Origin of the sequence: Xanthobacter cornucopiae, from assembly GCF_043195065.2 — a bacterium.
Lineage (GTDB): Bacteria > Pseudomonadota > Alphaproteobacteria > Rhizobiales > Xanthobacteraceae > Xanthobacter.
Genome location: NZ_CM195531.1, coordinates 803518 through 816229, shown reverse-complemented (window position 1 = coordinate 816229; position 12712 = coordinate 803518). Strand labels below are relative to the sequence as shown.

At 69.0% G+C, this 12712-nt stretch carries 13 protein-coding genes; 7 read left to right on the top strand and 6 right to left on the bottom strand.

What is annotated here, in order from left to right:
• Positions 1 to 22 precede the first annotated feature (22 nt).
• A complete protein-coding gene (locus V5F53_RS03565) occupies positions 23 to 925 on the bottom strand; it encodes a TauD/TfdA dioxygenase family protein (protein WP_393997854.1) in 903 nt (300 codons plus the stop codon).
• A 476-nt stretch (positions 926 to 1401) separates the two neighbouring features.
• Between V5F53_RS03565 and V5F53_RS03560 the strand changes: the two genes are divergently transcribed.
• The 7 genes from V5F53_RS03560 to V5F53_RS03530 all read left to right on the top strand — a co-directional run bounded on the left by V5F53_RS03560 (position 1402) and on the right by V5F53_RS03530 (position 7355).
• Positions 1402 to 2274 (top strand): branched-chain amino acid ABC transporter permease, encoded by an 873-nt coding sequence (locus V5F53_RS03560; RefSeq protein ID WP_393997853.1) that lies wholly within the window; start codon positions 1402 to 1404, stop codon positions 2272 to 2274.
• The gene (locus V5F53_RS03555; protein WP_393997852.1) at positions 2274 to 3125 is read left to right on the top strand and encodes a branched-chain amino acid ABC transporter permease; all 852 of its coding nucleotides are present in this window, start codon (positions 2274 to 2276) and stop codon (positions 3123 to 3125) included. The genes V5F53_RS03560 and V5F53_RS03555 overlap by 1 nt, the downstream gene beginning before the upstream one ends.
• On the top strand, positions 3122 to 3880 hold the full coding sequence (locus V5F53_RS03550) for an ABC transporter ATP-binding protein (protein WP_393997851.1): 759 nt from the start codon (positions 3122 to 3124) through the stop codon (positions 3878 to 3880). The genes V5F53_RS03555 and V5F53_RS03550 overlap by 4 nt, the downstream gene beginning before the upstream one ends.
• Before the next feature lie 2 nt (positions 3881 to 3882).
• Positions 3883 to 4611 (top strand): ABC transporter ATP-binding protein, encoded by a 729-nt coding sequence (locus tag V5F53_RS03545; RefSeq protein WP_393997850.1) that lies wholly within the window; start codon positions 3883 to 3885, stop codon positions 4609 to 4611.
• Between the two features lie 33 nt (positions 4612 to 4644).
• Positions 4645 to 5814 carry an ABC transporter substrate-binding protein gene (locus V5F53_RS03540; protein WP_393997849.1) on the top strand — a complete coding sequence of 390 codons (1170 nt, stop codon included), beginning with the start codon at positions 4645 to 4647 and terminating at the stop codon, positions 5812 to 5814.
• Between the two features lie 110 nt (positions 5815 to 5924).
• Positions 5925 to 6611, top strand: a complete 687-nt coding sequence (locus tag V5F53_RS03535) for a DUF2848 domain-containing protein (RefSeq protein ID WP_393997848.1) — start codon at positions 5925 to 5927, stop codon at positions 6609 to 6611.
• Between the two features lie 51 nt (positions 6612 to 6662).
• Positions 6663 to 7355: a GntR family transcriptional regulator gene (locus V5F53_RS03530; protein WP_393997847.1), complete on the top strand. Its 693-nt coding sequence runs from the start codon at positions 6663 to 6665 to the stop codon at positions 7353 to 7355.
• A gap of 80 nt (positions 7356 to 7435) precedes the next feature.
• Here V5F53_RS03530 and V5F53_RS03525 read toward each other — a convergent pair whose 3' ends face one another.
• The 5 genes from V5F53_RS03525 to V5F53_RS03505 form a co-directional block, all read right to left on the bottom strand.
• A complete protein-coding gene (locus tag V5F53_RS03525; RefSeq protein ID WP_393997846.1) occupies positions 7436 to 8815 on the bottom strand; it encodes an amidase in 1380 nt (459 codons plus the stop codon).
• 67 nt (positions 8816 to 8882) lie between these two features.
• Positions 8883 to 9263 carry a cupin domain-containing protein gene (locus V5F53_RS03520; RefSeq protein WP_393997845.1) on the bottom strand — a complete coding sequence of 127 codons (381 nt, stop codon included), beginning with the start codon at positions 9261 to 9263 and terminating at the stop codon, positions 8883 to 8885.
• 39 nt (positions 9264 to 9302) lie between these two features.
• Positions 9303 to 10787 carry a 4-hydroxyphenylacetate 3-hydroxylase family protein gene (locus V5F53_RS03515; RefSeq protein ID WP_393997844.1) on the bottom strand — a complete coding sequence of 495 codons (1485 nt, stop codon included), beginning with the start codon at positions 10785 to 10787 and terminating at the stop codon, positions 9303 to 9305.
• A gap of 33 nt (positions 10788 to 10820) precedes the next feature.
• Positions 10821 to 11336 carry a flavin reductase family protein gene (locus V5F53_RS03510; RefSeq protein ID WP_393997843.1) on the bottom strand — a complete coding sequence of 172 codons (516 nt, stop codon included), beginning with the start codon at positions 11334 to 11336 and terminating at the stop codon, positions 10821 to 10823.
• A gap of 792 nt (positions 11337 to 12128) precedes the next feature.
• Complete coding sequence (locus V5F53_RS03505) at positions 12129 to 12587, bottom strand: c-type cytochrome (RefSeq protein ID WP_393997842.1); 459 nt, start codon at positions 12585 to 12587, stop codon at positions 12129 to 12131.
• Positions 12588 to 12712: the final 125 nt, after the last annotated feature.

The following is a 12712-nucleotide window of genomic DNA, read 5'->3' as shown; positions in this document are numbered from 1 at the left end:
GGGCGCCCGGAGCGTGGGCGCCTCAGGCGACGACCGCCTTCGGCTTCTCGCCGACGACGCGGGTGGTGGCGCGACGACCATCGACACCGACCGCCGGCTCCGCCACCACGGTCGAGCGGCGCAGGGTGCGCGGCGCGGACCCGAAGTCGTCGATGGCGCGGTGCACGGTGGCGCGATTGTCCCAGACCGCGAGGTCACCCAGCTTCCAGGACCAGCGCAGCGTGTTTTCCGGGCTGGTGGCGTGGCGCGTGAAGATCTCCAGCAGATCGTGGGAATCCGACGAGCGATAGCCGAGGATGCGCTGGATGAAGTTGCCGACGATGAGCACCTTCTTGCCGGTATGCGGATGCACGGCCACCAGCGGCTGCTCGGTCTCGAACACTTTGCGGGTGAACAGCTCCTTGTGGCGCACCTCGCGCTTCTCGCGGAACGGGCGGTCGCTCACATAGTCATAGTCGTTGGTGTGCAGGGTCCAGAGCTGGTCGGCCAGGGTCTTGAGCGATTCGGGCAGCTCGTCATAGGCGGCCTCGGTGTTGCCCCACAGGGTGTCGCCGCCCTTGGGAGGCAGCACCACCGGACGCAGCAGGGTGATCTGCGGATAGGTGTCGAGGAAGGTGAAGTCCGCGTGCCAGTGGCTCGCCACCTCGCCCCGCTCGGAGGCCACCTCGAGGATCGCCTCGGTGCCGTCCTTGGAGGGGATGGTGGGGTGCTCGTTGAGATCGCCAAACAGACGGGCGAACGCCTCCTGGGTGGGGTCGTCGAGATGGTCCTGGCCGCGGAAGAACAACACTTTGTATTCAAGAAGGGCGGCGTGGATCGCCTTCACCGTGGCCGGATGCAGATCGCCGGACACGCGCAGGTCCGCCACTTCCGCGCCGAGCCGGCCAGCCAGCGGACGCAAATTCAGAACCGAGTGATCGCTCATGGGAGAGGTCCTAAGGGTGCGGGGCAGGCAGAGGAGATAAATTATTAAATAGATATATTTTGTCAAATTATGATCCACCTCGAGGGAGAGGCGGATCGACGCGGGGGGCGTTCACCGCCTCCTGGGGCTAGGTCCGCGCCGGATGGGGTGGCGGGGCACCGGCATCCGCGCCAGTCGCGCCTCCCTTCGCGCATGTGCGACGCACCAAAATCGGGCGGCCTGCCCGCCTTTTAGCCAGCGCGACATCACCGCCCCATCCCGCGCGCGCCCGCGCCACGCCTGCAATCACTTGGAAACGAAGCCACTTTCGCACTGCGTCATGTGCATCGCAAAACTGAGACACCACTGAAATACGCCTGAAATTTCAGCTTGAACCGGCCGTGAAATTAGCTTTGTCTATTATCTAATTCCGGTGCGCGGAGGCCTGCTCCACCCGCTCCGGCCCCTCTTGCCAGTTGGGTTTCCCGCGGGGTTCCATGCTCGCACAGCAGATCGTCAACGGCCTCATGCTCGGGGCCATCTACATGCTGATGGCGGTGGCCTTCACCCTCGCCATCGGCGTCCTGAACTTCCTCAACTTCTCCCTGCCCGGGCTGTTCATGCTGGGCGGCATGCTGGCGTTCGGCTTCATGCGGCTTGGCGCGCCGGTCCTGTTCGCCTTCGCCGCCGCCCTCGCCGCCGCCGCCCTGGTGTCGCTGCTGGTGGAGCGCTTCGCCTACCGCCCCATGCAGGGCGGCGACCCGGAGGTGCCGCTGGTCTCCTCCCTCGGCTTCCTGGTGCTGCTGGAAAACCTGATGCTGATCTTTTTCGGCTCCGACCAGCAATCCTTTCCGGCGCTGATGCCAGACCTCAACCTGCGCTTCGGCGGGCTGGTGATCGGCATCGCCCAACTGGGCTCGCTGGCGCTCTCGGTGGCGCTGGTGCTGTGGCTGTCGTGGTTCCTGTCCTCCACCGCCACCGGCCGTTGCATCCGCACCGTGGCGGAGAACCGCGACACCGCCGTGCTCATGGGCGTGGACACCGGCCGCCTGGTGCCGCTGCTGTTCATCGCCTCGGCGGTGCTGGCGGCGGTGGCCGGGCTGCTGTTCGCCGTCAACTACCAGCAGGTGTCGCCTTTCATGGGCGAGGGGGTCGGCTTCAAGGGGGTCGCTGCCATGATCATCGGCGGCATGGGGTCCATCTGGGGCGCGGTGCTGGGCGGGCTGCTGATCGGCCTCGCCGAGGTCCTCTCCATCACCTTCATCGGCGCCGACGTCGTCAACATCACCGTCTACGGGCTGCTGCTCTTGATCCTCATCGTCCGTCCCCAGGGCCTCATCGGCCGCCCCGCCACCCGGGAGAAGCTGTGATGAGCGGCTATCTCACCGGCGTCCTCGTCGTCCTCGCCTTCAACGTCATGGCGGCCTACGCGGTCTATCTGCCGCTGGCGGCGGGACAGCTCAATCTCGGCATCGCCGGCTTCATGGCCATCGGCGCCTATGCCTCCGCCTTCCTGACCAACGAATACCAATGGTCCATGTGGGCGGCGATTCCTGTCGGCGCCGGCCTTGCCGGCCTCACCGGCGTGCTGATCGGCATTCCGGTGCTCCGCACCCACGGCATCTACCTTGCCATGGCCACCTTTGCCCTCGGCCAGGTGATCGCCGCCGTGTTCCTGAACCTGGAGGTGGTGGGCGGCGCCGCCGGCTATCCGGTCACCGATTATGTGGGGCCGAACGGCGTGTTCCTGGCCGCCGCCGGCGTGGTGGTGCTGATGCTCTACCTCTCCCGCACCCGCTTTGCCCTCTACCTCACGGCGGTGAAGAGCGATGCGACGGTGGCGGACCTGCTGGGCGTGTCGGTGCGCGGCATCCAGGTGGCGGCGTTCGCCCTGGGGGCGGCGGTGGCCGGCTTCGGCGGCGCCTTCTACGCCCATCACTACAATTTCGTCGAGGCCCAGCATTTCAACGTGCTGCTGAGCGTGTTCACGGTGCTGTACGTGCTGTTCGGCGGCACCCAGACGGTGTGGGGCCCGCTCGTCGGCGCGGCTTTCTTCACCCTGGCGCCGGAGCTGCTGCGCGCCTCCGACCAGTGGCGCTATGCCCTGTTCGCCGTGTTCATCATCATCTTCATGGCGGTGCGACCGCAAGGCCTGGTGACGCCCTCGCTGCTGCGCTTCACCCGCCGCCGCCCCGCCGACCGCTCGGAGGCCGCGCAATGAGCCCCGCTCTCTCCATCCAGGGACTGGCCAAGTCGTTCGCCGGCGTCAAGGCCATCCGCGATCTATCGTTCGAGGTGCCCAAGGGCGTCACCACCGCGCTCATCGGCCCCAACGGGGCGGGCAAGACCACGGTGTTCAACCTGGTGAGCGGCGTCTATGGCGTGGATGCCGGCACCATCACAGCCAACGGCGTGGACATCACCCGCATGCCCTCGCGCAAGCGCATCTCCACCGGCATCGCCCGCTCGTTCCAGAACATCCGGCTCATGTCGCACCTGAGCGTGCTGGAAAACATGCTGGTGGGCCAGCATGTGCGCAACGCCTCGCTTGGTGCCTTGCTCATCCCCTATCGCCTCATCCCCGGCCACCGCTGGAAGGTGGAGGCGCGGGAGGCGCTGGCCGAAAGCGGCCTTGCCGAATGGGCCGACGAGACCGTGGGCGCCCTGCCCTACGGCGTCCGCAAACGCATCGACCTGGTGCGGGCGACGCTGGCCGGCGCCAGCGTGCTGATGCTCGACGAGCCCGCCGCCGGCCTCAACCCCTCGGAGACCAACGCCCTGCGCGATCACCTGAAGGCGCTGATGGCGCGCGGCATCACCCTGCTGGTGGTGGAGCACGACATGCACTTCGTGGACAGCATCTGCCAGAACGTGGTGGTGCTGAATTTCGGCGAGAAGATCGCCGAGGGCCCGCTCTCCCAGGTGCGCCAGAACGCCAAGGTGCGCGAAGCCTATATCGGCGCGGAGGAGGCCTGACCATGGCACTGCTCGACGTCTCCGGCATCAGCGTCTCCTACGGCCGCGTCAACGCCCTTCAGGACGTGTCGCTGCAGGTGAAGGAAGGCGAGATCGTCACCGTCCTGGGCGCCAACGGCGCCGGCAAGAGCACCCTGCTCAAGGCGATCCTCGGCGCCGTGCCGCTGAAGAGCGGCGGCATCACCTTCGCCGACGCCGACATCAGCCGCGCCGCCCCGCACACCCGTATCGGCGCCGGCCTGGTGCTGGTGCCGGAGGGCCGGCGCATCCTGATCTCGCTGACGGTGGAAGAAAACCTGCTGCTCGGCGCCCACATGCGCCGCGACACCACCACCATCGTCCGCGAGATGGACGCCATCTATGCCCGCTTCCCCAATCTGGCGGAGCGGCGGAACATGGCCGCCTCCTGCCTGTCGGGCGGCGAACAGCAGATGCTGGCCATCGGCCGCGCGCTGATGGCCAAGCCCCGCCTGATGATGCTGGACGAACCCTCGCTCGGCCTGTCGCCCTTGTTCGTCTCCAAGCTGTTCGAGCTCATCCGCGAGGTGAACGCCGACGGCCTCGCCGTGCTGCTGGTGGAACAGAACACCGGCAAGGCGCTGCAGGTGGCCCACCGCGCGACCGTGCTGGAACTCGGCCGCGTGACCATGGCCGGCGACCCGAAGACGCTGGCCGCCGACCCACGGCTGCAGGCCGCCTATCTCGGCGCGGGCGAAACCGCCTCCGCCTGAGCCATCACAAGAAACCTTCAGAGGAGTTGGAACATGAAGAAACAGGTTCTTCTGGGCGCCACCATGCTGGCGGCGCTGGTGGCCGCCGGAGCCGCGCGGGCCGAGAACGAGCTGGTGCTCGGCTACATGATGGCCAAGAGCGGCCCTTATGTGAGCCTCGCCAACACCAATGAGATCGCCGTCGACCTCGCGGTGGAGGAGATCAACGCCAAGGGCGGCATCAACGGCCGCAAGATCAAGGTGGTGAAGTTCGACACCGCCGGCGACCCCAAGCAGGCCACCACCGCCGTGCGCTCGTTCGCCCAGGATGCCGGGGCGCTGGCCATCATCGGCCCGTTCTCCTCCTCCGAGGTGCGCACCACCTTCCCGGTGGGCGAGCGCGAGGGCATCTCCCAGATGTCCATGGCCTCCTCGGCCCCCGGCCTCACCAAGGGCTTCACCTACGGCTTCCGCAACACCACCGACGAGGGCAAGGTCATCGACCAGGTGCTCGCCGCCATCAAGGACAAGAAGCTCCCCATGGCCTCGGGCGCGGCGGCCTATGCCACCGACGACGTGGTGTCCAAGTCCATCGGCACCAATGTGGTGCCCAAGATGTTCGAGAAGTACGCCATTCCGCTCAAGGGCTCGGTCGACTTCCAGCTGGCCGCGTTCGACCTGTCGCCGCAGGTGGCGCAGCTGAAGCAGATCAACCCGGACATCGTCGGCCTCGGCTCCCCGCCCGAGGGCGCGGTGAACCTCGCCAAGGAGCTGAAGCGCCAGGGGGTCACCACCCGCGTCATCGGCGGCACCACCATCGCCGATCCCGAGTTGCCCAAGCGCATGGACGGCGCCGGCGAGAACCTCACCATCGGCACCACCTTCTTCGCCGACGCCAACGACAAGACCCGCGCCTTCACGCAGGAGTTCGCCAAGCGCACCAAGGCCGCCGGCCTGCGCACCGACCCCAACCAGATGGACGCCTCGGTCTATGACATCGTCTATCTCTACGGCGAGGCGATGCAGCGGGCCGGCGTCACCGGCGACGCGGCCAAGCGCGCCGAGGAGCGCGCCGCCATCCGCGACCAGCTCTCCAAGCTGAAGGACTATCCCGCCATGGAGGGTTCCATCTCCTTCACCGACGGCGATGCCGTGAAGCCGGTCTACGTGATCGAGGTGAAGGGCGGCAAGTGGACCCTGCTCGACACGCGGCTGCCGAACTGACCTCGGCGCCGCGCCGGGCCGGCGCCCCTCAAGCCCCCCACATCCGGGGGCGCCGGCCCTCTTTCCCTGCCGTTCACGACCCGTGTTGCAGACCTGTTCGAGGAACCCTGATGTCGGGCACCGCCCTCACCTTCACCATTCACGCCGACGGCCGCACCTACGGCGAGACGCTGGCCATCCGCACCGCCGTCATCGCCGGCTGGACCGGCCGCGACAAGGCCGCGCTGGAGAAGCACATCGCGGAACTGGAAGCCCTGGGCGTGCCGCGCCCGGCCTCCACCCCCATTTACTACCGGGTCGGCGCCGCCCGCCTCACCACCGCCGGCGCCATCGAATGCACGGGCGGGGCGTCGTCCGGCGAGGTGGAGTTCGTGATCGTTGCGGCGGACGGGCGGCGTTATCTCGGCGTCGGCTCCGACCACACCGACCGCCAAGTGGAAACCTACAACATCACTGTTTCCAAGCAGATGTGCGACAAGCCCATCGCCCCCGAGCTGTGGGCGCTGGACGAGGTGGCGCCCCATTGGGATGACCTGGTGCTGCGCTCCTACGCGGTCTTCGACGGTCGCAAGGAGCTGTACCAGGAGGGCACCGTGGCCGCCATGCTGCCGCCCGCCGACATCCTGGCCGGCTACGACGCCGCCTTCGCCGACGGCGCGGTGATGTATTGCGGCACGCTGGCCGCCCATGGCGGCATCCGCCCGGCCGAGCGCTTCGAGTTCGAGCTGGTGGACCCGGTGCTCGGCCGCACCATCCGCCATGGCTATGACGTGGCGACCCTGCCGGTCGCCGGATGATCACTCCCGAGCCGCCGGAGCGGCCGGGCTCAAGGGTACGGGACGGTGCAGATGATCGAGGACCACGGCGTTCTGGACGCCTCCGAGGAGCCGCCGCACGACGCCGTCGCGCCGGCCCGTTCGCTGCGCGACGAGGCCTATGAGCTCATCAAGGCGCGCATCATCATGTGCGTGTTCCGCCCGGGCGAGGTGCTGAGCGAGGCGGCGGTGTCCGCCGCGCTCGGCATCGGCCGCACGCCGGTGCGCCAGGCGTTCGACCGGCTGATGCGTGACAACCTGGTGGAGGTGCTGCCGCGCAAGGGCATCGTGGTGCGCCCCATCTCCCATGACGAAGTGCACGACATGGTGGAGGTGCGCCTCATCAACGAGGGCTTCTGCGCCCGCCTCGCCGCCGCGCGCGCGGAGCCCGGGCACCTCAGCGCCCTGTCCACCAACGTGGCGCTGGGGGTGGAGGCGGCGGCCAGCCGCGATGTGGCCACGCTGATGGCGCTGGACCGGAGCTTCCACGCCATCATCTCGACAGCCGCCGGCAATCCGGTGCTGGCGGAGATCCTGAAGACCCTGCACGAGAAGTCGCAGCGGGTGTGGTTCGTTTCCCTGCGCGCCCCGGAGCACCACCGCCGGGTGGTTGAGGAGCACGCCGCCATCGTCGAGGCCCTGCGCTCGCGCGACCCCGACGCGGCGGAAGCCGCCGTGCGGGCGCATATCCGCTCGTTCGCCGACAATCTCAACCGCCAGCTCTGAGCCGCCCTCGCGCCGGCCGGGAAGCGGCCCGCGCCGCGAGGCCCGTCGGCCCGAGGCGCGGGCCGACGGGCCTCGCCGGGTCAAGCACGCAGCAGCGTTTCCACCGCGGCGGCGATGGCCAGAAGCGCCGCGTCCTGCCCGCCGGCGGCCGCCAGCATCAGGCCCACCGGAGCCCCGCCGGTGCCCGACAGAGGCAGCGAGATGGCGCAGCCGTCGATCATGTTGATGAGGGTGGGGTTGCGCAGGGCGGCGAGATTGGCGACGCCGTAGGCGGCATCGTCGGTGGCGAGATCGGCGATGCGCGGCGGCAGGATGGGCGCGGTGGGCAGCACCAGCGCATCGAACGGCAGCAGGCGCGTCGCGGCCTGGGCCACCAGGGCGCTGCGGGCCGCCACCAGATCGAGATAATCCGCCGCCGACTGGTCCGCGCCCCGGCGTATGCGCACCGACACCCGCGGATCATACGCCGCCCCCTTCTCCGCCAGCAGCGCCCGATGCACCGCATAGCTCTCGGCCGCGGTGAAGCCGCCCTTGGCATTCATGGGGGCGATGTCGGCGAATTCCGGAAACGGGGCCTGGACCACCCGCGCGCCCGCCGCCGCAAGCCGCGACAGCGCCGCCTCGAACACCCGCGCCACCTCCTCGTCCAGCCCATCCAGCGCAACGGTGGTGGGCACCAGCAGGCGCAGGCCGCTCACCTCCCGCGCCGCCAGCGGCGCCGGCTCGGCGCCGGCCAGGAGGGCATCGAGGCTGGCGCAGCAGCCGACCGAGCGGGCCAGCGGGCCGATGCTGTCGAGGGTCGAGGACAAGGGGAAGGCGCCCGCGCGCGGCACCCGGCGCGCGGTGGGCTTGAAGCCGGTGATGCCGCAGAAGGCGGCCGGGATGCGGCAGGAGCCGCCGGTGTCGGTGCCGAGCGCCGCGTGGGCCATGCCATCGGCCACCGCCACCGCCCCGCCGGACGAGGAGCCGCCGGACACGCGGCCGACGGCGCGCTCGAACGGCGCGCGCGGATCGCCGGAGTGGGGATTCATGCCGAGGCCGGAATAGGCGAACTCGGTCATGCTGTTGCGCCCCAGCAGCACGAACCCGGCACGGCGCAGGCGGGCGACGGCGGGGGCATCCGCAGTGGCCGGCGCCGCATCCGCCAGCACCCGCGAGCCGGCGGCGGTGACCTGGCCGGCCACGTCGAACAGGTCCTTCACGGCGATCGGGATGCCGGCGAAGAGCGAGGGCGCGGCGCCGGCCCGGCGCAACGCGTCCTGGGCATCGGCGGCGGCGCGGGCGGCCTCGGCATCCACCCGCACGAAGGCCCGGGCGCCCTCGCCGCCGGGGTCCTGAATGCGCGCGAGGCAATCTTCGACCAGGGCGCGGGCGCTGACGCGGCCGGTGGCCAGATCGGCGGCGAGGGCGGCGAGGGTGGGGCCGGCGGGAACGGGGGACAGTGCGGACAAAGCAGACATCGGGGCTACCCAAACAGAGACGCCCGCCCCGTCAGGGACACGGGGCGGGCCGATCGGACGATACGGCTCAGACCGGATCGTAATAATGGATTTCGAGCAGCATGCAGCCATTCTGCGACTTGAACGGCCCGTGGAAGGCGCCCGGCGGGCGCACCGCATAGGTGAAGGGCTGGAAGGCTTCCCCGCCCTCCCCCTTCTCGTCATTGCCCACCGTCAGGTCGCCGGAGAACAGGAACACCTCTTCCCAATAGTCGTGCACGAACGGCTTGGTGGTGTAGATGCCGGGATCGAAGCGCAGGATGCGGGTGCGCGAGCCGCTCTTGCCGGTCTCGTCCAGGCTTCCGGACAAAATCTTCTGCTGAATGCCGGACGGATAGCCGGGCGGCACTTCCCAGCCGGTCGAGAGATCGACCGTCCTGAACTCGTCATGGATCTTGGTGATGGCCATCGGGGGCAGTCCTTGGTTTGAAACGGGTCGCGGGCGGCGTCATTCCGCCGCGCGGGCGGGGGCGGCGGGCACCTCGTCGGCAAGGGCGTAGCCCGACAGCATGCGGTCGAGCAGGCTACCGGCCTTGTCCCAGTCGTAAGTGCGGAAGGAATGGCCCTTCACCACGAAGCTCGCGCCGGCATAGAACATCTCGTACTGGGCATGGCGGGAGGCGAACTCCGAGCCCACCGCGTCCCAGGCCAGCTTGAAGAACTTCACCCGCTCGTCGGCGCTCGCCGCCGGCGACTGCTGGGTCTTGCGGATGAGCGCGGCCAGCTCGGGGTTTTCATAATCGTGCACCGAGGACGGCAGCATGATGAGCCCGCCGCCGGCCAGTTCCCGCAGGGTGGAGATGAGCTTTCCATAGAGCTGCTGGGCCAGGGTCTGGGCCGCATAAAGGGTGTGCCGGTCGGGGATGAAATAGCGGCCGTAGCGGGTGCCCTTGGCCTCCATGGCGGCCACGAAGGCGTCCACCATGCCGGCCTCGGCGGCGAGCTGGCCCAGCGTCTCGCGCACCTGGGGGAAGTTGAGGATGCCGTTGACCTCGGCGATGCGCCGGGCGATGCCCACCAGGAACCGCACCTTCACCGAAAGCCGGATCTGCGCCTGGTAGTTCTGGTAAACGTGCGCCGGCGTGGCGTGGAACTGCTTCAAGGTCATGGCGAGGTCGTCCACCACGAACACCCGGTCCCACGGCACCTTCACGTCGTCGAAATAGAGCACCGCGTCGTTCTCGTCGAAGCGGCTGGCCAGGGGATTGTCGAACACCGAGGGCGCGCCCGCCTCGTAGGACTTGCGCGACAGCACCTTCAGGCCCTTGGCGTTCATGGGAATGGCGAATGACAGGGCGTATTTCTCGTCGCCCGGCTGCAGCGGCTGGATGCAGGTGACGAACACCTCGTTCGCCATGATGCCGCCGGTGGCCAGCATCTTGGCGCCGCGCACGGTGATGCCCTCAGCGTCGCGATCGACGATGGCCGCGGACAGGAACGGATCGGCCTGCCCGGCCGCGCCCTTGGAGCGGTCCGCCTGCGGATTGATGATGACATAGGTGAGGTAAAGGTCGTTGTCGCGCGCATAGCGATAGTAGTCCGCCAGCGCCGCCGCGCGGGAGGCATCGTAGGCCTCGAACTGGTCGAGCCCCATGTACATGCCGGCGATGCAGGAGGCCACATGGTCCGGCGCGCGGCCGAGGAAACCGGCGTGCAGCTCGGTCCAGGCCTCCAGGCCCTTGCGGCGGGTCACGAGGTCGTCATAGCTCTCCGGCAGCTGCCAGATGCGGTTGGCGCGGGTGCCGGTGTCGGTGGCAAAGGTCATCAGCTCGGCATTTTCAGGCGCGCTGTGAAAATCGAACATCCTGGCCACGGAGGCCACCGCCCGCTCATAGGCCGGGTGGGTGGTGACATCCTTCACCAACTGGCCGTCGATATAGACCGCGCGGCCATCCTGAAGGCTGGCGGTGTGCTGGGCTCCGGTCTTGATCATCTGGAAGGTCCTTCGATGTTGGCCGCGGCCGGCTCAGCCCCGCGGCATGTCGGTGGACGCGAGCGCATGATAGCGCCCGCGGAAGAAAACGAGGGGCGGCTCTGTTCCCGCCGCCGAAATCCGCAGCACCCGCACGACGAAAATCTCGTGGTCGCCACCGGCATGGATGGCATGGGGGGCGCATTCCAGATGCGCCAGGGCGCCGGAGATCAGCGGCACGTCATGGGCGCCGAGCCGGTGCTCGACCGCGCTCCATTTGTCCTCCAGGGGCCGCGCGAAACGGTCTGACAGCGCCTGCTGTCCCTCCCCCAGGATATTGATGCCGAAGCCGCGCGCGGCGCGCAGGGCGGGCAGGGAATGGGCGCGCCGGTCCACGCAGAACAGCACCAGCGGCGGGTCGAGCGAGACCGAGTTGAACGAGCTCATGGTCACGCCGATGCGGGTGCCGTCGTCGGCGCTCGCGGTCACCACCGCCACGCCGGTGGCGAACTGCCCCAGCACCTGGCGGAACGTGCGCGAATCCAGCGCGGGGAAGTCGGAATGCGACATCTGGGACTCACCGGAAGGATCGTTAATTAGCTTTGTCACAAAGCTATGTGAATGAGGATGACCCCGTCAAGTGCAATCCTGCCGGCGCAGCCTTGCAGAAGGTGCGCAGCCCGAGCCGGTGGCCCACGGCCCCGCCGGCCATCCTGCCGGCCACCCTGCCGGCCACCGCGCGTGCGATGCTGTCGGCCATCCCGCCGAGCCAGCCCGGCGATGCTGCCCGGGGTACGCGCCGCGGTGCCTCAAAGCCAGGCCCGGGCCCATTCCGCGCCCCGAGTCCTCGCTCTGGCGCCTCGCCGTACCGCCGAGCCCTGGCGCAGAACCCTGGCGCCGAGCCCTGGCGCAGAACCCTTGGGGGGCCAAGGCCCGGTCCAGTGCGCGGGTCCAGTGCGCAAACGTCTGGAATGTCTTGATGGCGCCGGGTCCCGGCGACTGGCTCTGGTACTTGGTCCAGGCACATGGCCCAGGCACATGGTCCTGGCACTTGGTCCTGGCAACGCGCCCCGAATCTTCGCCGGGCCCTCGCCCGCGCGCGCCGCGGCCGCCCCTGGAGGCGCCATGCCACGCCACACCGCGCCTATGCGGGTGGCGGGCGAACGACGGCATCCTGTTACCTCTTGCGGGCGACGACGGCCCTGCGTGCAAGGGGACGTGGCGGGGAGCGGAGGACAGTCTGCCGCTGCGCCAAGGCGCGCTCCAGCCCCGGCGGGGCGAGCCGGCAAGCGGCCTGCAACGGCATCGGGCGCTGCGGCCCGGGCCGGATGACCGGCGGGACACGCCCGCCGGCCAGGAGACTCACTTCTTGTTGCCGTCGGCGTCGAACTGGGCAAGGAAGGCGATCAGGTCGGCGCGCTCCTGGTCGTTCTTCACGCCCGCGAAGGCCATCTTGCCCTTGGGGGCAAGCACCTTCGGATTGGTCAGGTAGTTGTCCAGGGTGGCGAGGTCCCACACCTTGCCGGCGGCGGCGCCGTCCTTGATGTCCTGGGAATAGGCATAGCCCTCGAAATGTGCCCACTTGGCACCAACGATGCCGTTCAGCGGCGGGCCAACCTTGGTCTTGGCGCCGGGGCCGATGGCATGGCAGGCCATGCACTTCTTGAAGACGGTTTCGCCCTTGGCGGCATCACCGGCCTCAGCCGAGGCGGGGGCCGCAGCCGCGGCGGCGGGCGGAGTGTCGGGCTTGGCCGGATCGGGATCGGCGAAAGCCGCGCCGGTGGCCGCGAGCAGCAGCATGGAAGCCAGAACGAGACGCATGACCTTATGTCCTCTTTCTCGGCGCGATGGACCGCCACACCACGCCCGTTCGTTTCCTCTTGCCCGCGCATGCGGGGCACTCTCCCTGCGGGGCCGGACGCTCTGCCGTGCCGCGCTGGAACATG